This window comes from Phaeobacter italicus (assembly GCF_001258055.1).
GTDB lineage: Bacteria > Pseudomonadota > Alphaproteobacteria > Rhodobacterales > Rhodobacteraceae > Phaeobacter > Phaeobacter italicus.
In genome coordinates this window covers 1-22,968 of sequence record NZ_CVRM01000008.1, presented here as the reverse complement: position 1 = coordinate 22,968, position 22,968 = coordinate 1, and the positions used below count along the sequence as shown (strand labels likewise).

Annotated in this window: 19 protein-coding genes; 17 read left to right on the top strand and 2 right to left on the bottom strand. The window is 62.5% G+C overall.

Annotated elements, in window-relative coordinates; translation table 11 throughout:
• Window positions 1-85 precede the first annotated feature (85 nt).
• From NIT7645_RS02770 to NIT7645_RS02700, 15 genes are all read left to right on the top strand, one after another.
• Window positions 86-4,360 (top strand): strawberry notch family protein, encoded by a 4,275-nt coding sequence (locus NIT7645_RS02770; protein ID WP_050686070.1) that lies wholly within the window; start codon window positions 86-88, stop codon window positions 4,358-4,360.
• 13 nt (window positions 4,361-4,373) lie between these two features.
• On the top strand, window positions 4,374-4,676 hold the full coding sequence (locus NIT7645_RS02765) for a hypothetical protein (protein WP_050686125.1): 303 nt from the start codon (window positions 4,374-4,376) through the stop codon (window positions 4,674-4,676).
• 125 nt (window positions 4,677-4,801) lie between these two features.
• A complete protein-coding gene (locus tag NIT7645_RS02760; protein WP_050686068.1) occupies window positions 4,802-5,530 on the top strand; it encodes a DUF736 family protein in 729 nt (242 codons plus the stop codon).
• 743 nt (window positions 5,531-6,273) lie between these two features.
• The gene (locus tag NIT7645_RS02755; protein WP_050686066.1) at window positions 6,274-7,323 is read left to right on the top strand and encodes a C4-dicarboxylate TRAP transporter substrate-binding protein; all 1,050 of its coding nucleotides are present in this window, start codon (window positions 6,274-6,276) and stop codon (window positions 7,321-7,323) included.
• A gap of 81 nt (window positions 7,324-7,404) precedes the next feature.
• Window positions 7,405-7,920 carry a TRAP transporter small permease gene (locus NIT7645_RS02750; protein ID WP_050686064.1) on the top strand — a complete coding sequence of 172 codons (516 nt, stop codon included), beginning with the start codon at window positions 7,405-7,407 and terminating at the stop codon, window positions 7,918-7,920.
• Window positions 7,920-9,257, top strand: a complete 1,338-nt coding sequence (locus NIT7645_RS02745) for a TRAP transporter large permease (RefSeq protein ID WP_050686058.1) — start codon at window positions 7,920-7,922, stop codon at window positions 9,255-9,257. The genes NIT7645_RS02750 and NIT7645_RS02745 overlap by 1 nt, the downstream gene beginning before the upstream one ends.
• 5 nt (window positions 9,258-9,262) lie before the next feature.
• Complete coding sequence (locus NIT7645_RS02740; protein ID WP_242656151.1) at window positions 9,263-10,096, top strand: IclR family transcriptional regulator; 834 nt, start codon at window positions 9,263-9,265, stop codon at window positions 10,094-10,096.
• Window positions 10,097-10,142: 46 nt separating this feature from the next.
• Window positions 10,143-12,233 carry a 3-hydroxyacyl-CoA dehydrogenase NAD-binding domain-containing protein gene (locus NIT7645_RS02735; protein WP_050686056.1) on the top strand — a complete coding sequence of 697 codons (2,091 nt, stop codon included), beginning with the start codon at window positions 10,143-10,145 and terminating at the stop codon, window positions 12,231-12,233.
• Between the two features lie 14 nt (window positions 12,234-12,247).
• Window positions 12,248-13,423 carry an acetyl-CoA C-acyltransferase gene (locus NIT7645_RS02730; RefSeq protein ID WP_050686054.1) on the top strand — a complete coding sequence of 392 codons (1,176 nt, stop codon included), beginning with the start codon at window positions 12,248-12,250 and terminating at the stop codon, window positions 13,421-13,423.
• A gap of 13 nt (window positions 13,424-13,436) precedes the next feature.
• Window positions 13,437-14,633 carry an acyl-CoA dehydrogenase family protein gene (locus tag NIT7645_RS02725; RefSeq protein WP_050686052.1) on the top strand — a complete coding sequence of 399 codons (1,197 nt, stop codon included), beginning with the start codon at window positions 13,437-13,439 and terminating at the stop codon, window positions 14,631-14,633.
• Window positions 14,634-14,642: 9 nt separating this feature from the next.
• Entirely contained in the window at window positions 14,643-15,776 is a 1,134-nt protein-coding gene (locus NIT7645_RS02720) for an acyl-CoA dehydrogenase family protein (protein WP_050686048.1), read from the top strand.
• Between the two features lie 18 nt (window positions 15,777-15,794).
• On the top strand, window positions 15,795-16,220 hold the full coding sequence (locus NIT7645_RS02715) for a PaaI family thioesterase (RefSeq protein ID WP_242656150.1): 426 nt from the start codon (window positions 15,795-15,797) through the stop codon (window positions 16,218-16,220).
• On the top strand, window positions 16,220-17,017 hold the full coding sequence (locus NIT7645_RS02710) for an oxepin-CoA hydrolase, alternative type (RefSeq protein ID WP_050686044.1): 798 nt from the start codon (window positions 16,220-16,222) through the stop codon (window positions 17,015-17,017). Before NIT7645_RS02715 ends, NIT7645_RS02710 begins: the two co-directional genes overlap by 1 nt.
• Complete coding sequence (locus tag NIT7645_RS02705; protein WP_050686042.1) at window positions 17,014-18,036, top strand: NAD(P)H-dependent flavin oxidoreductase; 1,023 nt, start codon at window positions 17,014-17,016, stop codon at window positions 18,034-18,036. Before NIT7645_RS02710 ends, NIT7645_RS02705 begins: the two co-directional genes overlap by 4 nt.
• Window positions 18,033-19,571 (top strand): class I adenylate-forming enzyme family protein, encoded by a 1,539-nt coding sequence (locus tag NIT7645_RS02700; protein ID WP_173644448.1) that lies wholly within the window; start codon window positions 18,033-18,035, stop codon window positions 19,569-19,571. The genes NIT7645_RS02705 and NIT7645_RS02700 overlap by 4 nt, the downstream gene beginning before the upstream one ends.
• Before the next feature lie 215 nt (window positions 19,572-19,786).
• Here the strand turns inward: NIT7645_RS02700 and NIT7645_RS02695 are convergent, their stop codons facing one another.
• A complete protein-coding gene (locus tag NIT7645_RS02695) occupies window positions 19,787-20,125 on the bottom strand; it encodes a hypothetical protein (protein ID WP_050686040.1) in 339 nt (112 codons plus the stop codon).
• On the bottom strand, window positions 20,125-20,400 hold the full coding sequence (locus tag NIT7645_RS02690; RefSeq protein ID WP_050686038.1) for a hypothetical protein: 276 nt from the start codon (window positions 20,398-20,400) through the stop codon (window positions 20,125-20,127). Before NIT7645_RS02690 ends, NIT7645_RS02695 begins: the two co-directional genes overlap by 1 nt.
• Window positions 20,401-21,029: 629 nt before the next feature.
• Here NIT7645_RS02690 and NIT7645_RS02685 point away from each other — a divergent pair.
• Both NIT7645_RS02685 and NIT7645_RS02680 read left to right on the top strand, forming a co-directional pair.
• The gene (locus NIT7645_RS02685) at window positions 21,030-21,959 is read left to right on the top strand and encodes a DUF2493 domain-containing protein (protein ID WP_050686036.1); all 930 of its coding nucleotides are present in this window, start codon (window positions 21,030-21,032) and stop codon (window positions 21,957-21,959) included.
• Window positions 21,960-22,496: 537 nt separating this feature from the next.
• A complete protein-coding gene (locus NIT7645_RS02680; protein ID WP_050686035.1) occupies window positions 22,497-22,703 on the top strand; it encodes a hypothetical protein in 207 nt (68 codons plus the stop codon).
• The last annotated feature ends 265 nt before the right edge of the window (window positions 22,704-22,968 follow it).

Genomic DNA, 22,968 nt, shown 5'->3' with positions numbered 1-22,968 from the left:
TCATGACTGCCTGCTCCGCGCTCAAAAAGTGTAGAGCAGGCTTTTTGTCCTTTGGAACTCAGACCCTGATCCAAAGGAAAACCTCATGTCCAAGCCCAAACCGGCAAACTCGGCTCTCTTAATCTCCGCCGCTGACCTCGTCTCCGCCCTCGCACAGATTGGCGCGGAAATCGACAACCAGCCCCTGTGCAGTTCAGCGCTTGCGCGCATAATGCGCGAGACGTTCAACGGCAGTGATGCCAGCGGCGCATGGGACTGGCGGATGGCCTACGACCTGATGCAGGCCGCGGCCATCCAGGTGCTGCTTCGTGGGGACAACTCGGCGGGTGACATCGCCACCGCAAAGCTCCTTGCCTCACGGCTGCTGACAGAAACCCGCCGGTCAGAGCAGCAAACCCGGCTGCAGCAGTTTTCCACGCCGCTGCCATTTGCGGCGCTGGTCTTGCGGGCGGCGGCGATCCGCAAGGGCGAGACTGTTTTGGAGCCCTCGGCTGGCACCGGTGCCCTTGCCGCGTTCGCGGCACGGGCTGGTGCCACGCTATTCCTCAACGAGATCGATCCCTTTCGCCAGCGCCTCCTGCGCGCTGTCTTCGGTGGCGAGGTGACGAGCCATGACGGCGAGCATATCGACGATCTGTTGCAGACGCCGGTTCTACCCGACATCGTGGTGATGAACCCGCCTTTCGCCTCCTCGGTCGATCGCTCCCGCGACAAGCACATCGCCGCCAAACATCTCATTGCGGCTGCAAAGCGTCTCGCGCATGGCGGGCGGCTGGTGGCGATCATGCCGCCGGGATTCACGCCCGAACGCGATGCCGCGCATTGGTCCCGCGCTTGCGGTCTCCTGACGCCGCGCTTGGCCCTCACGATGCCGGGACAGGTTTACCGCAAGCTCGGCACCTCTGTGGAAACCCAGTTGATGGTCTTCGACAAGGTGCAGGAGGACGGCGAGATGATCCGCGCCAGCGTCAGCGACTTGGATGAAGCCCTTCCTTTTGTCGACGCCGTGGCCGCAACCCGGTCTGAGACGCGCCCCGCACAACAGGCGGCGAAAAACCCTCATGCGCGATCGGTCGGTCCAGTACCTGTCACGCGCAAGCGCCCAGTTGCCAGAGTTGCGGCGTCCAACGCTCAGACCAACGCCGCCATACCGCTCACTTTCACAAGCCTTGAGGCTCCGCGCGACAACACGCCCGTCTCGGACATCTATGCGCGCTACCGTCCGCAGCGGATCGAGATCCCGGGTGCGCAGGAACATCCAACGCCGCTTGTCGAAAGCATCGCCATGGCCTCTGTCGCGCCGCCCGTGCCCTCAAACACGGGCCGTGATGACTTGCGCCTGCCCGCACGGTTGATCGAGGAGGGGCATCTTTCCGAGGCACAGCTCGAGACCATCATCATGGCGCATGATGCCCATGGGCGCGACCTGCCCGGTCGGTTTACCATCGATGACGACCAGACCAAGCTCACCCGGGCCGATGATGACCCGGACGCCAATGCTTATCGCCTCGGCTACTTCCTCGGTGACGGCACCGGTTGTGGCAAGGGCCGCGAATGCGCGGGGCTGATCCTGGTGAACTGGCTGGCCGGGCGCAGGAAGGCGATCTGGGTCTCCAAATCCGCCACGCTTATCGAGGACGCGATCCGCGACTGGACCGATCTTGGCGGCTCGCCTGCCGACATCCAGCCGCTCTCCAAATGGAAACCCGACCAGCCCATCCCGATGGGGGACGGTATCCTTTTTGTCACCTACGCCACGCTGCGCTCGGCGGGCAAATGCGGCACCACGCGACTGAGCCAGATCCTCGACTGGATGGGCGACGACTTTGAGGGCGTGCTGGCCTTTGACGAGGCTCATGCCATGCAGAACGCCGCCGGGTCCGAGCAGGGCAGGGGGGTCAAACCCTCCCAGCAGGGCCTTGCAGGTTTGCGGCTGCAACTGGCAGCACCCCGGGCTCGCGTCTTCTACATCTCGGCCACGGGTGCCACGAGCGTGCACAACCTCGCCTATGCTGCGCGTCTTGGTCTTTGGGGGCAGGGGCCGGAATACCCCTTCCCGAGCCGCGAGAGTTTCGTCTCGGCGATGGAGGCAGGCGGTGTCGCGGCCATGGAGGTGGTCGCGCGCGATCTCAAGACGCTCGGGCTCTACACGGCCCGCGCCCTCAGCTTTGATGGGGTGGAGTACGACGTGCTTGAACACGCGCTCATCCCGGCCCAGATCGAGATCTACGATGCCTATGCGGGCGCGTTCCGGACGATCCACCACAATCTCGAGGCGGCGCTGACGGCGACTGGCGTCAACGACGCCTCTGGCGAGACCAATGCCTCGGCCGCACGTGCCTCGGCCAAATCTCGCTTCGAGAGCACGAAGCAGCGCTTCTTCAACCACCTCCTGATGGGCATGAAAGCCCCGACCATCATCCGCGCCATCGAGGATGACCTCGCGGCGGGCAACGCTTGCGTCATTCAGGTGGTTTCGACAGGCGAGAGCCTGCTGAAACGCCGGCTTGAAACGATGGACCCCGACGACGAGCTCGTCGAGGGTGCCCTGACGCCGCGCGACTATGTTCTGGGCTACCTCGAACAGGCTTTCCCGATCCACGCGCAAAAGCTCGTGGAAATCGACGGCAATATGGTGGCGGAACCTTTGCGGGATGAGACCGGGGCGCTGGTTGTCTCGCGCGAGGCGCTCGCCCTGCGTGACGCGGCCATGATAGAGCTAATGACGCTGGCCCCGATCCCCGCGGCGCTCGACCAGATCCTCTGGGCCTTTAGCGACGAGGCCGTCGCAGAAGTCACGGGCCGATCGATCCGGCCCCTCAAGGCCGAGGACGGCCATCTCTTCATCGAAAAGCGCAGCCCCAGCAGCAATTCCTCCGAGATCCAGGCCTTTATGAACGGCGAGAAGGATGTCCTGATCTTCTCCGATGCGGGCGGCACGGGCCGATCCTATCACGCGGCCCAAACGGCGAAGAACCAGAAGCGGCGGCGGCACTATCTTCTGGAGCCTGGCTGGCGTGCCGATGCGGCGATCCAGGGGCTGGGGCGCACGCATCGATCGGCCCAGGTCAGCGCGCCTTTCTTCCGGGTCTGCACCTCCGATGTGCATGGCGAGAAGCGCTTCACCTCGACGATCGCCAAGCGCCTCGACCAGCTGGGGGCCTTGACGAAGGGCCAGCGCGAGACCGGCTCGCAGGGCATGTTCCGGGAGGAGGACAATCTCGAAAGCCCGATCGCGCGAGCGGCGCTGCGTGGGTATTTCGCCGATCTTGCCGCCGGGCGCGCCGAGGCGATGAGCTACGAGAGCTTCACCGACTGGACGGCCCTGCGGCTGATCGACAAGGACGGGGTGCTCCTTGAGGAGCTGCCGCCGATCCAGCGCTTCCTTAATCGGGTGCTGGCCCTTCCCATCCACATGCAGAACGCGCTCTTTGCCGAGTTCATGCGCCGGATCGCTGATCAGACCGAACGGGCGCGCGCGGCGGGCACGCTCGATCTCGGCGTGGAAACCCTGCGCGGCGAAAAGATCGAACAGGTCTCGACCGAGGATCTCTGGACCTGCCCGAAATCCGGCGCCGTGACGCGGATCATCGGGCTCGAGGTGACGGACCCTGTCCACGTTCTTGGGGCCGAAGAGGCTATATCGCGCAATCTGGACAAGACCAAGATGGTGAATCGCGCCTCCGGCCGCGCCGCGCTCATTTCGGCCCGCCCCATGCAGATGTATGACGAGGATATCGTGACGCTGATGCGCAAGGCGGTACGGCCCAACGGGTCGAGCTACCTTGAGGAGATGCGCTTCGAGTCCTCGGCCTGGGAAGAGATCGGCAAGTCTGAGTTCATTCGGCTCTGGGATGAAGAGGCGGCTGCCCTGCCAAAAACCACCACGACCAAGCTCTATCTGCTGACCGGTCTCCTGCTGCCGATCTGGAAGGACATCCCGACCACCAATGAGCGTATCTACCGCGTCACGCCGGACGGGGCGACCGCCATGATCGGGCGCACGCTGAGCGAAGAAGGGGGGGCCGCGCTGCGCGCCCGCTTCCTCGTCTCCAACCCGCAAACACCGCAGGAGATGTTGACTGCTGTCCTCGGCACCACCGCGCCGGTCGATCTGGGCCGGGGTCTCACCCTGACCCGTCGCCGGGTCGCAGGTGAGATGCGCCTCGAGCTCGCTGGTGCTGATCGGGGCATGATCGAAGGCCTCAAGGCAATGGGGTGTTTCACCGAGATCATCGCATTCCAGCTACGGGTGTTCCTACCGCATGGGGGCGGGATCGACACGGGGACCATTCTGGACCGGATCGTTGGGCTGGCACCAGATGCTACAGAAGACGTGGCTCCAGTGGCAGCAGAATAGCGAGGAGGATCGCATGACACTCGAAGAAATCAAGGCTGCGGTCGATGCCGGGCAGACCGTTCATTGGGCCAATACCGGTTACGTTGTTCATAAGGACCGGCTCGGTCAGTACCTCATCACCTATCTGCCGAACGGCAGCTGCATCGGCCTGACCGACCGGGGCGGGAACCGGTTGAACGGAAGAGAAGCGGAGTTCTTCATCGCGCGATCGGAGGACAGCGCGGAAAATCCGGGCAGCCAATCAAGACCAGACGGGCAGGGGAGGGGCGTCATACCCGGCGGGGAGGTGGTACAGTCTCTCAGGCACCAGCGCTGAACTGAAGGTTGGGAAGAAAGGAAAGCGAGCTTTCTGTTCTGTGATCCCTCAAGGGGTCGAGAAAGCAATCCCGGATGCGCTGGCAAGAACGTCAGGCACCGGCCAATCCAAGAAGGAACTATCCCATGTTCGCAGGAACCCTCACCCGCAACGTCGAGACCGCAACCGCTCAGTACACCGGCATGATCCATTCGACACGTTTCGATATCGCCATCCAGCTTGAAACCCGCCCGAAGATGTCCGCGCGCAGCCCGGATTACGACGTGACGGCGATCAACAAGTCCGGCCGCAAAGTGCGCATCGGCACGGCCTGGAACGAGACCGGCAACACCAGCGGCAACCCCTACATCTCGATGCAGATCGATGTCGGCTTGGGCCCCTTCCGGGTCAACGCGGTGCAGACGAAAGAGGCGCGCGCGGCCGAGAGCGGCGAATTCGAGATCATCCCGCTGGTCTCCAACGGCCTGATGAAATCTGGCTCGATCTCGGGCGAGCTGACCGCCATGGACGCCGACAACGCCTTCACCGGCTACATCGCCAACATGATGTTCGATCTGGAGTTCACGCTGATCGAGAACAGCTACAAAACCGAAGAGACCCACCCGGATTACCGGATCGAGGTCAGCTCGCCCCGGGGCACACCGATCCGCGTCGGCTCGGCCTGGATGGCGAAAAGCAGCCGCACGGGCAATGACTACTTGTCACTGCTGATCAACACGCCTGATGGCGACCTGCGCGTCAACGCCGTGCAGAACGAAGAGCAGCGCGGCGGGCAGGCCTTCTCGATCATCCCGTTCATCGACAGCGGCGAGCAGCCGCAGGACGCAGGCGCGGGGCTGTCGCTGGTCGCGTGATCAGCCCGGGAGGGGTAGACGATCTGAACCGAAAGGGGAGCCGTGGGATCACGGCTCCCCTTTTGCTGTGTTGTGGCCGTCCATGGTGACGCCTCCGAATTGCAGTCGTTCGTGTCTGTCGCAGAGAAGGCCCGCTCCGAGCCCATATAACTCATTGATGTATCCCGCAGCATGAGTCGCGAAGGGCGGAATCCGGACTTTCGCCGCAATAGGCGAACCAGCGGGCGGAATTCTGAAAAGCTGACATTGGTACAATCTGACCTGTTAGTGCAATCACCGGAGAAGGAATACTAAGGCTGTCCGTGCTGGACCGGTTTGCCCAAGCTGACCGTCGCCGTGTTCTTATGCGGTTATTACTCAGGTACCGCGCTCGGAGGCGTCTGCGACTTCCAATAGGTCAAAGGCACGGTCTCCTCTTGCATCGCTCCGCTGCGTACCAGGAAATACAACTCCAAGCCCGATATTCTTCTGCCGCCAGATTGTGCTGATCCAAAGTCCTCCAAGCGACCGGTCCTACGGCGCCACAGACGCATTTTCTTGAAACCCAGGTTTGAAGTTTCCAGCCAATTGCACCGAACAGTGCTGCCATTGCGCGGAACATGTGAACTGGCTCTCCTACCGGTCGGAAAGCGGGTTTTCTCTTACTCTGACACTTTCCCTTGATTTCTGCTGGCGTCGATTCTATTGTGCCGCATGTTAGAATAGAATTCCGCATAGTGGAATTATTCTGGGGAGGAGACCCAATGAAGACCCTACTGGCAAGCACTGCAACCGCTCTCTGTCTGGCGGCTGCGTCCATCGCGACCGCCGAAACGACCCTGATTCTGGGTGAGGCAGGCCCAAACCGCGGAGCGCGGGCCGAAGCTCTGCAATCCTTCGCCGACGACGTGACTGCCCGCACGAATGGCGAGGTCAAACTCGACATCCAATGGGGCGGCGCGCTGTTCAAAGCCAATGCGGCGGCACAATCCATCGCCGATGGCGTTGCAGATCTGGGCACCATCATTGCCGTCTATTTCCCGCAGGAAATGCTGGCCTACGGAATTGCCGACCTGCCGCTGCGCAACGCCGACGCCTGGGTCGGGATGCGCGCAACGGATGAACTGATGCGGACCAACGAGGCGATTCAGGCAAGCCTCGCCGACCAGAACCTCGTTTACCTCGGAACCTTCACGACCTCGGCAGTCAATATCGGATGCAAGGACACCGCGATCCGCTCCGTCGATGACATTGACGGGCTCAAGGTCCGCGGCGTCGGAGCCTATGGCGACGCGTTCCGCGATTTCGGGGCGAACATGATCGCGATGTCGATCTATGACGCCTACCAGGGGCTCGACACCGGGCTGCTCGACTGTTCGCAGGGCTATTCCTATGCGGTGGCCGCGCTGAAGCAGCAGGAAGTCATGACCAGCTATACCATCCTCGACTGGGGCCAGGTTGGCGCGCTTGGCATCTTCATGAACAAGGACTCATACGACGCGCTGGACGCCGAAACCCAAGCCGCCATGGCCGATGCTGGCGTCGCCATGGCCGACAAGCTGGGCGAGTTGATCACTGCCGACAACGAAGCCGCTATTCAGACCATGAAGGACGCAGGCGTAGAGGTGATCGAACTGCCCGCGGAAGAGCGCGACAAGCTTGTGCAACAGGGCAAGCAATACGTCGACGAGTGGGTCGAGCGCGCGAATGCGGCCGGGCTGGACGGTGCGGCGCTGCTGGAACAGTACCGCGCCCTGCTGACGAAATACACCGAAGAGCGTGACAGCAAGGGCTATCCCTGGGTCCGCAGCTGACCTTTTCATCACACAACGTTGCGGCGCCTGAAACCGGCGCCGCAACACATACCTACCTGAATATTCTTGCGGAGTGGATGGATGCTGCGTCGTATCGAAAGACTGCTGCTTGACCTTGCCGTCATCGCCGTGTTCGGCCTTGGGGCGCTGATCACGCTCAGCGTTCTTCTGCGGATCACGGTGAACTCCGGCATCCCCGATACCATCGTGATGGTGCGCGAATTGATGGTGGTCGCGATCGTTCTGCCCTTGGCGGCAGCCACACTGGACCGAGCGCATATCGTAGTCGAGTTTCTCAGCAAAAAGCTGCCCCTTCGGGCCCAGGATTGGCTGGTGGTATTTGGCAGCATCTTCGGATTGTTTGCGTTGTCCCCTCTTATCTCCGCAGGGTGGAGAGAGGTCGCGCATACCTGGGAAAGCGGCGCCTTTTTCTTTGGCCAGCTCAACCTGCCGAAATGGCCCGGCCGGGTTGTCTTTCTGATCGGGATTTCGTTTTGCTGGCTGCGCCTCTTGCTGATGGTGATCGGCGACATCCGAACGATCCGTGCCGGCGACCACGTGATGGCCCCCCAACACGAGCATGAGGAAAGCGTCTGATGGACGGCACCCTGATCGGAATTATTGCCTTCGGAGCAGTCATCGGGCTGCTGGCAATCCGCGTACCCATCGCCTTTGCGCTTGCCGGAGTGGCCACGGTTGGCACCTTCGCGGTCTTCGCATTGCGCACCGGCACGTTCACGCCGGAAAGGGCGCTGAAGCCGACGACTTCGCTGGTTTTCTCGAACTCGTTCGATCTGATCCATTCCTACGACCTGTCGATGATCCCTCTGTTCATCGCCTTGGGCCATATCGCTTACCGCGCCGAAATCACGACGAAAATCTACCATGCCGCGCGAGTCTGGCTTGCCCGGGTTCCGGGCGGCGTGGCGATGGCGTCCGTGGTCGGCTGCGGCGGGTTTTCGGCGATCACCGGCTCATCAATTGCATGTGCGTCCACAATGGGCCGCATCTGTTCGCCCGAGATGCTGCGGATGGGTTATGACAAACGTCTTGCCACGGCCAGCGTCGCAGCAGGGGGTACGCTGGGGTCACTGATCCCACCGTCGGTCCTGTTCATCATCTACGGCATTTTCACTGAAACCTCGATCAGCGCCTTGTTCCTTGCCGGTATCCTTCCGGGCATCATCTCACTGCTGGGCTTCGTACTGGTCATCTTTTTCTGGGTTCACCGCGACCCGGCGGCGGCCCCCGCGTTCGAAGGGCAAATCTCGTTGGGCGACAGGGGCCGTGCAGCGCTCGAAGCCTGGCCGGCGATCGCGCTGTTCGTAATCATTGTCGGCGGCATATATGGCGGGTTCTTCACCCCCACCGAGGCGGCGGCCATCTGTGTATCGGCTGCAGTCGCCATCGGTTTTGTCCAGGGAAAGCTCGACTTCCGCGGCTTGGTTGAATCGCTTCGGGAAACCTGCATCCAAACCGCAAGCATCTTCCTGATCGCCGCCGGCGCCAAGATTTTCGTCGCCTTCGTCGCCCTGACCGGCGTCGCCCCGGCCATCGTGAGCTTCGTGACCGAAGCGCAGCTCTCCGCAATCCTGCTGTTGGCCGCGATCGCTGTGATCTATCTGCTGCTCGGCATGTTCCTTGATCCCATCGGCATCATGGTTCTGACGCTGCCCTTGATGATCCCGCTTGTGGAAACCTATGGCTTCGACCTCATCTGGTTCGGCGTCGTCGTGATCAAGCTGCTGGAGATCGGGCTGATCACGCCGCCCGTTGGCCTGAACGTCTTTGTCATCGCCAACGTGGTGGGCAAAGAGGTGCCGATCGACAGGATCTTTTCCGGGATTCTCAGGTTTCTGGTCATCGACGTGATCGTGCTGATCGTGATCATGGCCTTCCCGATCATTTCCCTACTGATCCCGTATTCGATGTGAGTTCCATGAAACGGAAGGCGGACGAAAAAGGCATGAAGGACGAAGCAACAGACCGCAGATTTGCAACCACACTGGCGCGGGGGCTGAGCGTATTGCGCGCGTTTCGTCCTTCGGACGACGGTCTTGGCAATGCCGAAATTTCCGAGCGCACGGGCATTCCAAAGTCAACGGTCTCGCGGTTGACGTTCACCCTGCAGGCGCTCGGATATCTGAACCATGCCCGCAGGAATGACAGGTACCGCCCCGGCCCGGCGTTGATCGCGCTCGGAAACATGGCCAGCGCGTCGATCACGTTTGTGGATCTCTCTGCACCGCTGATGCAGAGGCTCGCCGATGAAACCGGGACACTCTGCCTTCTGCTGGTGCGCGATGCCCGCAAGATGCTCATCGTCAAGACCTGGCGCCCCCGATCGGTCGCGTCGCTGTGGCTGGAGGTCGGCCACCGCCTGCCGTTCAACGGATCATCGTCTGGTCACGCGTTTCTTGCCACGCTGTCTGAGGGGAACTTGGACTCCGTGGTGGCGGAGGTGCAAGGTGACCGAGGGCTGACGCCCGACCGCGCGGTCGCCGTGCGCCAGGATGCTCAGCAGCAGCTTTTGTCCTCCGGTTTCGTCATCGCCGATCCGGCGGAGTATTTTGCGGCGAACATCCACGCCGTCGCAGTACCGTTCCATTCCCGTGACCTGAGTGAATCCGTGATTTTCACCTGCGGTGCGCTGCCCGAAATGCTTTCGGTGGAGCGGATGCGGACCGAGGTCGGCCCCAAGCTTCACGCCACGGTGCAGGAGCTTGAACGGATCATGGGTCAGGGCTCGGCCCCTGCCAACCGGGACCTGTGACGGCAGAATTCGGCATCACGAAATTGAAAAAGGAAAAGGCATAACGATGGGTTCTGTGTCCTATGAGGTCGAAAACCGGGTAGCGGTAGTGACGGTGGAAAATCCGCCGGTCAACGCCCTGTCCCATGATGTCCGGAGCGGTCTGTCCGAAACCTTCGCCCGGTTCGAGGCGGACAACGACGCCGACATCGCGGTGATCCTCGGCGCTGGACGTATGTTCATCTGCGGCGCGGACATATCCGAGTTCGGCAAACCGCCGCAAAGCCCAAGCTTGCCCAACGTGATCACCCACATTGAGGCATGCACCAAGCCGGTCGTCGCGGCGATGCATGGAATGGCCTTGGGCGGCGGGCTGGAGGTCGCGCTTGGCGCGCATTACCGCATGGCCCTGCCGGGAACGCGGCTTGGCCTGCCCGAAGTCAAGCTTGGCATCATGCCGGGCGCGGGCGGAACGCAACGGCTGCCGCGTCTGGTCGGCGTCGACAAGGCGCTTGAGATGATCACCAGCGGCACGCCCGTAACGGCGGATGCGGCCATCGGGTTCGGCCTTGTCGACCACCTTGGCGAAGGTTCGGACATCCGCGCTGCCGCGCTTGCCTATGCACGCAGCTTGTTGGCCGACAACGCCCCCGCCCGTCCGACCAAGGATCTGCCGGCGGCGAAGGCCGATGACGCAATTGCTGTCTGGCGCGCCAAACTTAAGAAAACGGTCCGCGGAGAAGTCGCGCCATTGACCGCAGTGGACGCGGTCGAAGCATCAACGAAAAACACCTTCTTCGACGGTCTGGCCGAAGAGCGCCGGTTGTTCCTGCACCTGATGGACACGCCTCAGCGCGCCGGGCTGATCCACGCTTTCTTTGCCGAACGGGCTGTCGCCAAGTTGCCGGAGATCGACGGCATCGCGGCCCGCGAGGTGGAAAAAATCGGCGTCGTTGGCGGCGGAACAATGGGCGCAGGCATCGCGACTTCGGCGGTGTTGAGCGGCCTGGCGGTAGCGCTTGTGGAGCGCGATTCCGCGGCGGCTGACAAGGCTCGCAAGACGATCGCCGACAATCTGGACGCCGCGGTGAAGCGCGGCAAGCTCAGCGCACAGAGACGTGACGCGATCCTCCAGGACGCTTTGAAGACTGTCACGGATTACGACGCTTTGTCCGGTGCCGATCTGGTGATCGAGGCCGTGTTCGAAAGCATGGATGTGAAAAAGGACGTGTTCGCGCGGTTGGACGCAACCCTTGCGAAGGGTGCGATTCTGGCGACGAACACCTCCTACCTCGACGTCAATGAAATTGCGGGCTCCACGTCGCGGCCCGAGGACGTGATCGGCCTTCATTTCTTTTCTCCCGCGCATATCATGAAACTGCTGGAGGTCGTCGTTGCCGACAAGACCGCCCCAGACGTGGTCGCCACCGCCTTTTCCCTTGCCAAGAAGCTTGGGAAGACTGCGGTGCGTGCCGGCGTCTGCGACGGTTTCATCGGCAACCGCATCCTGTCCCGCTACCGCACCGCCGCCGATCACATGATTCTGGACGGGGCAAGCCCCTACCAGATCGACAAAGCGATGACGGATTTCGGATTTGCAATGGGACCGTATCAGGTCTCGGATCTTGCCGGGCTGGACATCGGTTATGCCACCCGCCAGCGCAAGGCCGCGGATGCGCATCCGCGCGACCGCAACCCGTCCTTTGCCGACGCGCTTTATCACAAGGGATGGCTGGGTCAGAAGACCGGCCGCGGCTACTACATCTATGATCAGGGCGACCGCAAGGGCCGCCCAGACCCCGAGGTGGAACGTATCGTCGATCAAGCGCGCGCGGATGCGGGCATCACCCCCCGTACCTTCACGGACGACGAGATCGTGCGCCGCTACATGGCGGCGATGGTCAACGAAGGCGCGTGCGTCGTGGATGAAGGGATCGCGCAGCGCCCGCTGGATGTGGATGTGGTTTTTCTCTACGGCTACGGCTTTCCGCGCTGGCGCGGCGGGCCGATGAAATACGCCGACATGACGGGGCTGGACGCCATTCTCGCCGACATTCGCAGTTATGCCGAGGAGGACGATCATTTCTGGTCGCCATCTCCTCTGCTGGAAAAGCTGGTGGCTGAGGGCCGCGCATTCGACAGCCTGAACCAGCGCTGAAAGGAACCTGACACATGACCGACGCCGTTATAGTTTCCATCGCCCGCACGCCGATCGGCAAGGCCGGGCGCGGCAGTTTCAACATCACCCACGGCGCGACCATGGGCGGCCACGCCGCAGCCGAAGCCGTCCGGCGCGCAGGGATCGACCCCGGACTGATCGAGGACAGCATTTGGGGCTGCGGCTATCCGGAATTCGTCACCGGCGGCAACATCGCACGCCAGATCGTGATCCGCGCCGGTCTGCCGGTCGGCATCGCCGGCACGACCGTCAACCGTTTCTGCGCCAGCGGCTTGCAAGCGGTCGCCATGGGCGCGCATCTGATCGAACGGGAAGGCGCAAAGGCCGTGCTGGTGGGGGGCGTCGAAAGCATATCAATGGTGCAGCCTCCGGTACGCCATTCGCGCGAGGCCTGGATCGAGGGAAACAAGCCTGAACTCTATCTGTCGATGATCGAGACTGCGGATATCGTCGCCAAACGGTACGGCATCAGCCGCGAGGCGCAGGACGAACTTGGCCTGCAAAGCCAGCAGCGCACCGCTGCGGCGCAAGAGGCGGGTCGCTTCGATCAGGAGATTGCCCCGATCACCGTCACGATGGCGCAAAAGAACAAGGAAACAGGAGAGGTTTCAGAGGTCGAGACGGCAATCGCGCAGGATGAATGCAACCGCCCCTCGACCACGCTGGAGGCGTTGAAGAAGATTGAACCTGTTCGCGGTCTGGATCAGTTCATCACCGCCGGTAATGCCTCGCAGCTCAGCGACGGCGCAGCGGCGCTGGTGATGATGGATGCGAAAGAGGCCGAGCGGCAGGGCCTAACGCCGCTTGGCGCCTTCCGGGGGTTTGCCGTTGCCGGGTGCGAACCCGACGAGATGGGAATCGGCCCGGTCTTTGCTGTTCCGCGCCTGCTGGAACGGCAGGGTCTGAAGGTCGACGACATAGACCTGTGGGAACTGAACGAGGCCTTTGCGAGTCAGGCGATCTATTGCCGGGACAGGCTCGGCATCGACAACGACATCTGCAATGTGGACGGCGGCTCGATCGCCGTTGGCCACCCGTTCGGCATGACCGGAGCGCGGATGACCGGTCACTTGATGGTCGAGGGCCACCGGCGCGGCGCGAAACTCGGCGTCGTGACGATGTGCATCGGCGGCGGCCAGGGCGCTGCCGGCTTGTTTGAAATCTACTGAAGAGGACCGCCCGATGGACCTGAACTACACCGACGAAGAAAAGGCGTTCCGCGACGAAGTGCGACGCTTCCTGGCTGAAAAGCTGCCGGCCCGACTTGCGGACAAGGTCAAGCAGGGCAAGACCCTGACCAAGCAGGATCACGAGGAATGGCACGCCATTCTCAATGAGAAAGGCTGGCTCGCCGGCAATTGGCCCAAGAAATTCGGCGGTGCCGGCTGGGATGCGGTGCGGCGCCACATTTTCGAGGACGAGATGACCAGGGCCGCCGCCCCGCGCATCGTACCCTTCGGTCTGGCCATGCTCGGGCCGGTCTTGCAAAAATTCGGCTCGAAGGAGCAGCAGGAGTACTATCTGCCGCGCATTCTGAATGGCGATGACTGGTGGTGTCAGGGCTATTCGGAGCCCGGCGCAGGGTCGGATCTTGCTTCGGTGCGTACGACGGCGGTCCGCGACGGCGATCACTATGTCGTCAACGGGCAAAAGACATGGACGACGCTCGGCCAGCACGCCAACATGATCTTCTGTCTCGTCCGCACGTCGAAAGAGGGCAAACCGCAGGAGGGTATCTCGTTCCTGCTGGTGGACATGAACAGCCCCGGCGTCAAGGTTCGCCCAATCATCCTGATCGATGGCGAGCCGGAGGTGAACGAGGTTTTCTTCGACGATGTCAGAGTGCCCGTCGAAAACCTGGTGGGCGAGGAGAACAAGGGCTGGACCTATGCCAAATACCTGCTGACCCATGAACGCACCAATATCGCAGGCGTGGGCTTTGCGAATGCCGGTCTGGAAAACCTGAAACGAATAGCCCGTGCCGAACGGTCAAACGGCCGACCACTTATCGAAAACCCCTATTTCGCGGCCCGGATTGCGCGTGTTGAAATCGATCTGATGGCCATGTCGATCACCAACCTGCGCGTCATTTCTCAGGCCGCCGCAGGTCAGGCGCCCGGCGCGGAAAGCTCGATGCTGAAAATCAAGGGCACCACCATCCGCCAGGAAATCAACGCGCTGACCCGTACTGCCGTGGGCCCGTACGCGATGCCGTTTGTCTCGGAGGCACTGGAGGAGGGCAGCAACCTGGGCCCCATCGGTCCGGATTACGCCGCAAGCGCCACGGCGCAATACCTCAACAACCGGAAACTGTCGATCTACGGCGGATCGAACGAGGTCCAGCGCACGATCATCAGCAAGGCCATTCTGGAACTGTAAGGACAGACCATGAATTTTGAACTGACAGAAGAACGCAAGATGCTTCAGGACGGCCTGCGCCGCTTTCTGAGGGAAACCTACACGCCGGCGCTGCGGGCCGAGTTGGTCGAGGCCGATTGCGGGTTTTCGCGGGATGTCTGGAGCGGCCTTGCCGAAATGGGCGTCATCGGCGCGCTGTTTTCCGAGGATGACGGCGGCTTTGCCGGCGGCGGCTTCGACATTTCGCTTGTGTTTGAAGAGCTTGGCCGCGTTGGCGCGGTCGATCCCCTGCTTGACACGGCCGTACTGGGCGGTGGCCTGATCGCGGCGTTGGGTAACGAAGTCCAGAAACAGCAGATCGAGTCCGTCATTGCGGGCACGACCCAGCTCGCCTTTGCCCATGCCGAGCCATCCAGCCGCTATGACATGTCGCAGGTCGAATCCACCGCGACCCGCGACGGAGACGGCTATGTCCTGAACGGCCGTAAGGCCGTCGTTGTCAACGCGCCTGCCGCCGATCACATCCTGATCAGCGCCCGCACAGACGGCCAAGCGGCGGACCGGAACGGCATCAGCCTGTTCCTGGTTCCCGCCGGTATCGACGGCATTGCTCTGCGCAGCTATCCCCTGGTTTCGGGCGGTCAGGCCGCCGAGATCCTGCTCGAGGATGTCAGGCTTGGTGCCGCTGCCCGTTTGGGGCCCGAAGGCGGTGCCTATGACGCAATCGCCGAGGTCAATGCCCGCGCCACGCTGGCGATTTGCGCCGAGGCGTTGGGCCTGATGGAAAGCATCCGGGAATTGACCACGGACTATCTGAAAACCCGCAAACAATTCGGCAAGCCCATCGGGAAATTCCAGGCGCTGCAACACCGCATGGCCGATGTGCTGATCGAAATCGAACAGGCGCGGTCGGCGGTTATCAACCTCGCCGGACATCTCGACAGCGCAGCCGACACACGGGAAATGCATGTCAGCGCCACCAAGAACCTGATCGGCAACGCGGCCAAGCTGGTGGCCGAGGAAAGCATCCAGATGCATGGCGGGATCGGCATGACCGAAGAATACGAACTCGGCCACCTGGCAAAGCGCCTGATCATGGTCGACCATCGTTTTGGCGACGCGATCCATCACCTTGAACGTTTCGTTGCGCTGGCCGTTGCCTGAGCCATGAACGCAGAGGGATTGATCACAGACGAAACCGGCGCGCAGCGTCTGATCGGCTACGTTCTGGACGTCGGCCAGCAGGACAGGTGCGCCCGGTGTCATCTGTCCTTGACCGATCAGCACCTCAACCGCCACGGTGTGCTGCACGGTGGCATAGCAACAGCCATGCTCGACAATGCGCTTGGTGCGACTGCCAGCCTGACGGTGGACCCCGAAGGGCGTGCGCCGTTTCTGACGATCTCGCTCAGTATGCAATTCGTCGCCCCGGCCCGGAAGGGGGCCGAATTGACGGCAACCGGCCACGTGGTCGGCGGCGGCCGCGCGCTGTTGTTCCTGGACGGCACGGTACGGGATGCCGACGGCACCCTCATCGCCACGGCAACCGGCGTTTTCAAACGAGTGCCGCAGGACCGTCTGGCGCCAACAGAACGAAAGGACGCCTGATGCAACCGCTTGCCCATTTCCAGGACCTCGGCGATCGCCTCGTCGTCGTCAACGAGAACACCGCCAAGCGCAACGCGCTGTCGCCCGACCTTTACCGGGTTCTGCGCGACGCGATGGAGCTTGCCGCCCGCGAAGACCGCATCACTTCGGTCATCCTGCGCGGCGCGGGCGGCTTTTTCTGTGCCGGCGGAGACCTCGGCCTGCTCGCCACCCGCCGCGACTTGCCCCGAGAAGAACGCCTGGCCAAAATCGAAGACCTGCATGATGTGATCCGCGCCGTGATGGACTGCCCCAAACCCGTGATTGCCGCAGTCGAAGGCGGCGCCGCGGGGGCCGGCGTCTCGCTCGCCTTTGCCTGCGATCTGATCGTCGCGGATCAGAATGCGAAATTCACCGTCGCCTATGTCAAGGCCGGGCTTGTTCCCGATGGCGGATTGACCAGCACGTTGTCGGCCCATCTGCCGCGCGCCGCACTGATGCAGATGGCGCTGTTGGGCGACCCCGTCACGGCCGAACGCCTGCACGCCCTCGGCGCGATCTCGCAGGTGGAGGAAGAAGGAAACGTTTTTGCAGCCGCACTCGCGCTTGCCGACAGGCTCAGCGACGGACCCTCTGCCACTCAGAGCAGGATCAAGGCGCTTGTCAATGCCGCCCGCTCCGCTTCTCCACGCGATCAGATGAACGCCGAGCGCGATGCCATGGCTGACGCCGTCGCAGCGCCCGAGGCCGCAGAGGGTATCGCCGCCTTCCTGGAGAAACGTACGCCTGAATATGCGCAACTGAGGCGGAATACATGACCGATCCGGTTTTCGATACCGCCGTCACACGCGCCTTTGGTTGCCGCTTGCCGATCGTCGCTGGTGGTCTGATGTGGTTGTCAGATGCGTCTTACGTCGCCGCCGGCGCTCGGGCCGGCATCATGTCCTTCATCACTGCCGCAAGCTTTCCCGATCCCGCTGTCCTGCGAGCGGAAATCGCGAAATGCCGCGCCTTGAGCGGCGACCGCCCCTTTGGGGTGAACATCTCGATGCTTCCGAAACTGGTCGAAGGCGAAAACATCGCCGACATCTTCCGCCTGATCGCGGACGAGGGCATCCGCTTCGTCGAAACCTCCGGCCGCAACCCCGAAGCCTTCATGCCGATCCTGAAGCAGGCTGGCATCACCGTCCTGCACAAGGTGCCCAGCGTGCGCTACGCCCTGAAGGCGCAGGCGGTTGGCGTCGATATGGTCTCGATCGTCGGCGCAGAATGCGGCGGGCATCCCGGGCTGGATCTCATCGGAAGCATGGTCAATCAGGCGCTGGCCGAGCGGGACCTCGATATCCCGTTCCTGATCGGTGGGGGCATCGGAACGGGCAGCCAGATCATTGCCGCGCTCGCCTGTGGCGCGTCCGGGGTCGTCGTCGGCACCCGCTTTCTTGTGGCCGAGGAAGTCACCGCGCACGACGGGTACAAACAGGCATTGGTCGCAGCCAGTGAACGCGACACGACGCTGACGATGAGCAGCGTGCGCAACACCGTCCGAACGCTCTGCAATGAAACGACCGAGATGGTGAAACAGCTTGAGGCTGACGATCCGAATATCGGAATTGCGGCGCTTATGCCCCACGTTTCTGGCGCGATTGGCCGGAAGGCATATGAAACCGGCGACGTGTCGCGCGGGATGCTGTCGGCCGGACAATCGCTGGGCCTGACGGATCGTATCGCGCCACTGGCCGACATCGTGGCGCAGCTGGAACAGGAAGCGCAAACGGCGCTGTCGCGTCTGCGCCCGCACCAAACTGCAACACAGCATGCCGAGGCCATAACCTCATGAATGATCAAATCACACGCATTCACCACCTGGTCGCCGACAAGGCCCATCGGATGCCCGACGCCGTAGCCGTCATGGATTGTGACGGGCGCGAGGTGACCTATGCCGAACACCTTGAAGCCATTTCTGAGGCTGCTGCGATCCTCCGCGGTCACGGCGTTCAACCCGGTGACCGAGTTACGATCGTCTCCGAGAATTGCCATGCAACAGCGGTCCTCATCTTCGCCGCCAGTACAGTGGGTGCCTATGCCGTTCCGGTCAACGCACGCATGACCCCGGCGGAAATCAGTCGCGTGCTGGATCACGCGACACCTCGTGTCACGATCTTCACCACCGCCGTGTCCACCGCGGCTGCTGCCCACGCAGAAACCGCCCAGTCCGAAAACCAACGTACGTCTTTCGGCACCATCGCCATGGCCGTGACCGCACCAAGCAATCCGGAGCCGGTGGAAAACGGCCCAGATGAAACCGCTGTGATCCTCTATACCACCGGCACGACCGGTGTACCCAAGGGTGTGATGCTGACTCATGCCAACCTGCTGTTCGCCGGGCGCATTTCCGCCGAACTCCGCGGCATGGCGCCCGGCGACCGCGTCTATGGTGTGCTGCCGCTGACCCACGTGTTCGGTCTTGCTTCGATGCTGATGGCGGCGAGCCATGCCGGTGCCACCGTACAGCTTGAGACCCGCTTCCGTCCCGACCGCGTCTACGAGGCGCTGAGGGACGGCGTAACAGTGTTCCCCGGCGTACCGCAGATGCACGCGCTGCTGATGCAATACACCCGCGATCAGGGGTTCACGCGCCTTGAAAACAGCAAGCTGCGTTATGTCTCGTCGGGCGCCGCCCCGCTGGACCCCGCCTGGAAGCGCAAGGCCGAAGCGTTCTATGGTCTTGCCTTGCAGAACGGGTACGGCATGACCGAGAGCACCGCCGGCATCTGCGGTACGCGCAACCCGATCGGAACGCCGGACACCAGCGTCGGTCCGCCTCTCCCAGGCATCGAGATCTGGCTCGACACATCGGTCGGCGCCGAGAGTGATACCGAGACCGGCGAGATCCTGACCCGTGGCCCACACGTGATGAAAGGCTATTTCAAGAACCCAGACGAAACCGCCAAAACCATTGATGGAGAGGGTTGGCTTCGCACCGGAGATCTCGGCAAGATCGACGAGGCTGGCAACCTGCACGTGGTCGGCCGCAGCAAGGAGTTGATCATCCGCGGCGGCTTCAACGTCTATCCGCCTGAGGTCGAGGCGGCCCTGAACGACCATCCTCAGGTCATCCAGTCTGCCGTGATCGGCCGCGCCGTTGAAGGGGGGAACGAGGAAATCCTTGCCTTCGTCCAATGCGCCGATCCAGCGGCACTGGACCCCGAAAAGCTCAGGGCTTTCGTCTCCGACCGATTGACCAGTTACAAGCGTCCGTCACGCATAATCCTGACCACCGAATTGCCCGCCGCCGCGACCGGCAAGATATTGAAACACAAGCTGCTGACCACCTTTGCAGAGCAGTTGGCAAATTCTGCGCCAAAGGAGTGATGCAGCGGGCATCCGTTCACCGACTTCGCAAAAGCGGCTAATGGCAGCAATGATGAGCCGCGGTGCAGCATGTTTGTGTCGTTGTGAATGGCAGGTCAGGGCCGGTCGCACCAGTCTTGGCCAATCGAACAAAGGCCCGGTTTGTCCCGCATCTTGTCCGTTCAACTTGAGCGCAGCGAAGGTCCGGTCTAAAACTTCCCCGCCACTCCATGGCTCTAAGGCTGGTCAGCGAACACCTGTCTCGCTGACGCCAGTCGCATCCAATCCCGGCCGCCGAACGCGACAAGAGCAAGATAAACCTGCCCGGCGTCTACATCCGGTTTGAATACGATGGTCAGTCGCTGACCGGCGCCGCCATGGCGCACCAGCCATCCATCTAGTTTGCCGCTGAGCCGAGCACCAGATGTTGGGTTTGCAGAAATTTCTTGGATAAGGGCATCGATTTCATCCAGGCGGCGGCTTGCAGCTGCAACGTCACCGTCGGTCACCTCGACAATATGATCAACGATACCGATAACGTCCCGTTCGAAGAACGGATGCCTAACAAAACGCATCAGGTCTTTTTGGCCATCGCGGCAAGATGGGCCCGTGCGCCTGCAGTGACGTCGGAGGCTTCGCCGATGGGTTCCCATTGGTCGAGTGGCAGGGACAGTCGGCGCTCCAGTTCTGCCTCAAGCAAAGTACGCTCACGGTCACGTTCAGCCTTAGCCTTCGCCAATTCACCCGATACTGCGGCGCTCACATTGGGGTACTCGCCTGCTTCGACCAGTTCCCTTGCGAAGGTGTAGGCGGTGTCGGTGAAACTGACGGATTGCTTTTGAACACTCATGGCAAACTCCTCGGTGCTCCAATAGACTACCAAGTATTGCTATACCTGGCAAGCCGGGCAGGCCGACAATGTGAAATGCGTCAACAGCCTTGCGGCCTCCCCAGCTCGGCTTCGCGTGTCGCAGGGGAGAACGGCCCTTCGGTCCGTCGCGCATTCGGCCATGCGGCCTCACCGCGGCGTTGCGCCTGGCGTCCCGGTTTGCCCGCCTCGCGAGCACGTCCCTCCCCGGCCGCTCCGCCGGATTGCGCTCTGGTCTGTTTTGGCCCGAGGCCAAAACGATCCCGCCGCTTCATCCGTCTCCCGCGCCCGGTCGGGCCGTTTGCCTGCTCGGGTCGGGCAAACCTACCGTCAAAACACACACACATGAGTGCGGAAGCATATCCTCCGGATGGCCCCCAAATCAGCCCGCGTCAAGGATCGCAAAACTTTTCGGCCAGGGCGGGGACTGTGGCGCGGGGCGGTCCAGTGCGTGAGGGTGTGCGTATGTCGGGTGTCGCGCGCGGAAAACTTTTGCGCCCGGCAAGCCGGCGGCTGCGCCGTCCCTGACCCGGGCAGATTCGGAAACCAGGCATTCGGCCATGCCCCCACACTCGCGTGGTGGCTCCTCAACCGAATACTGGAGACCAGACATGGCTTACGACACCGCAAACACCTACGAGACCATCGAGCTTTTCGGGCTGACCGAGAAAGACGCACAGCTGCCGATCCCGGAGGATCACATCCTGACCGACCGCATCATCCGCGAGAGCTTCGAGGCATTGCTCGCTCCGCTGCGAGGGACTGGGCTTGAAGCAGAAATCGAACCGCTGGCGCACGGGCTCGCCACGATCCTGCAGCGCCGCAAGGTGGCGCTCGGCAAGGAGGTCGACCGGACCGCCGACAAGATTGGCGCCCTGGCAAAAACCCATGACGGATCAGAGATCGCTGAGACCGCGCTCGAAGAGGCGCAGGCGCGCTTTCTGCAGCTGCGCGAGATCGTCGGGGCCATCGAGGTGATGAGCGAGGCGGCGGCGGAATGCTACGAGATCGAGACCGGTCACGCCTTCATCCCGGCAGCCGGGTCGCGCGCAAGTGTTCGGGCGCAGGAGACAGGCGCTGTCTTCGAGGCGCGGCAACTGCTGGAGCAGCACGACCGTGAAACCGCCGAGAAGTCGAAAGTCGAGGGGGTGCCTCTGATCGTCTCAGGCGCCACCGACTGGACCGATGTCGATGTGATCTTCGACACGCTCGACAAGGTTCGCGAACGGATCAAGCAGAACCGCAACCAGGAGATCTTCCTCTGCCACAAAGGTGGCAAGCACGGGGCGGAGATGATCGCGGCTCGGTGGGCCCGGGCACGCGGGATAGCACAGGCGCGCTTCGATCCTCGCTGGTCTGCGCATGGGCGGGCGGCACCGTTCAAATGCAACGACGAGATGCTGGACGACAAGTTCGCGGCGACGGGGGTTGTCCTCTTCGGCGGCAACGGAGTCGCGCTGAACCTCGGGCAGAAGGCGGAAGCGAAAGGTCTGACGGTCATGCGGGTTGCTGACCCGGCGAAGAGCTCTGCGGAGAAGTGAATTGAGAGGGTCGCCTTCGGGCGGCCCTTTCGTCATGTCTCATGGCGCGTGCGATCGGTCACACTTGATCAGTAACTCGCTGCGGCCAGCACTGTCATCGCTCTATCCGGTCCGTCAGAGTTTGGCCCATCCGCATCGGTGCGGGCTGGGGATGGTGCGCACCTCTCGCACATCGTCAGCATAGCAAGACGCGAGGGGTCGAGACGTCGCACATGAGGCTGAAGACCTGCACGTCCCTCGGGGTGTGTTTCTAAACATCACACCCACGCGGGCGGGCGTCATCAGCACCCCGGCCAGGTTCGGCAGGACGTGGACGCGGATGGTGGCGACTGCGTGATGGCAGAGGTCATTCGGGTCCCTCCTTTTTGCTATGCATGTGGATCGCACGGGGTCGGCCCGTTCGTGCCCTCCGCTGACGCTTCGGCAAGCACAAATACGGCTTCCACTGCGGGGCCGCGGACCCTCCGCATTTGCGCTTGCGACCGGGCCTCTTGCCCCCGTGCCGGGTGATCCCCATCGCAACAAGGAGTAACCCAAATGACCAACCACTACGTCGTCACCGTCCCCGTCAAGTTCACCGACACCGATGGCCAGGAGCGCACCCGCTTCCAACGCGTGGGTGCCATGTTCCGCAACACCCGCAACGGGGATGGATCGGAGTTCTTCAGCCTCAAGCTCGACTTCCCGGTCGCGGTCTCTGAGCTGGTGATGTTCCCACCGAGCGCGAAAGATCCCCAGGACTAAATCCTCTGACGAGGACGGGCCGCCCCGGGACGATCTTGGGGCGGCCCGATCCCTGTTCCAGGTATGCCGTCACCGGCGCGGGTGATCGCCTACAGCGACCTCCTCTTGGTGCCGGGCGCTGCGCGGTCAAGGGGCGCACGCCCCCCGGTATGATCAGGCCGCGACAGACCGGCCAGTCAGCTTCAAGGGGGCCATCCACAAAAACAGGCAGGCCAGGGCCTCCCGGTTTTTGCGGCAGAGATTTGGCAGGCCAAATCTGGCCTTC

Coding starts and splice junctions, on each gene's coding strand:
- NIT7645_RS02765 (WP_050686125.1), top strand. CDS start 4,374: ATGACACTCGAAGAAATCAAGGCTGCGGTCGATGCCGGGCAGACCGTT.
- NIT7645_RS02740 (WP_242656151.1), top strand. CDS start 9,263: ATGAAACGGAAGGCGGACGAAAAAGGCATGAAGGACGAAGCAACAGAC.
- NIT7645_RS02755 (WP_050686066.1), top strand. CDS start 6,274: ATGAAGACCCTACTGGCAAGCACTGCAACCGCTCTCTGTCTGGCGGCT.
- NIT7645_RS02770 (WP_050686070.1), top strand. CDS start 86: ATGTCCAAGCCCAAACCGGCAAACTCGGCTCTCTTAATCTCCGCCGCT.
- NIT7645_RS02745 (WP_050686058.1), top strand. CDS start 7,920: ATGGACGGCACCCTGATCGGAATTATTGCCTTCGGAGCAGTCATCGGG.
- NIT7645_RS02725 (WP_050686052.1), top strand. CDS start 13,437: ATGGACCTGAACTACACCGACGAAGAAAAGGCGTTCCGCGACGAAGTG.
- NIT7645_RS02695 (WP_050686040.1), bottom strand. CDS start 20,125: ATGCGTTTTGTTAGGCATCCGTTCTTCGAACGGGACGTTATCGGTATC.
- NIT7645_RS02690 (WP_050686038.1), bottom strand. CDS start 20,400: ATGAGTGTTCAAAAGCAATCCGTCAGTTTCACCGACACCGCCTACACC.
- NIT7645_RS02760 (WP_050686068.1), top strand. CDS start 4,802: ATGTTCGCAGGAACCCTCACCCGCAACGTCGAGACCGCAACCGCTCAG.
- NIT7645_RS02730 (WP_050686054.1), top strand. CDS start 12,248: ATGACCGACGCCGTTATAGTTTCCATCGCCCGCACGCCGATCGGCAAG.
- NIT7645_RS02750 (WP_050686064.1), top strand. CDS start 7,405: ATGCTGCGTCGTATCGAAAGACTGCTGCTTGACCTTGCCGTCATCGCC.
- NIT7645_RS02735 (WP_050686056.1), top strand. CDS start 10,143: ATGGGTTCTGTGTCCTATGAGGTCGAAAACCGGGTAGCGGTAGTGACG.
- NIT7645_RS02685 (WP_050686036.1), top strand. CDS start 21,030: ATGGCTTACGACACCGCAAACACCTACGAGACCATCGAGCTTTTCGGG.
- NIT7645_RS02705 (WP_050686042.1), top strand. CDS start 17,014: ATGACCGATCCGGTTTTCGATACCGCCGTCACACGCGCCTTTGGTTGC.
- NIT7645_RS02680 (WP_050686035.1), top strand. CDS start 22,497: ATGACCAACCACTACGTCGTCACCGTCCCCGTCAAGTTCACCGACACC.
- NIT7645_RS02710 (WP_050686044.1), top strand. CDS start 16,220: ATGCAACCGCTTGCCCATTTCCAGGACCTCGGCGATCGCCTCGTCGTC.
- NIT7645_RS02720 (WP_050686048.1), top strand. CDS start 14,643: ATGAATTTTGAACTGACAGAAGAACGCAAGATGCTTCAGGACGGCCTG.
- NIT7645_RS02700 (WP_173644448.1), top strand. CDS start 18,033: ATGAATGATCAAATCACACGCATTCACCACCTGGTCGCCGACAAGGCC.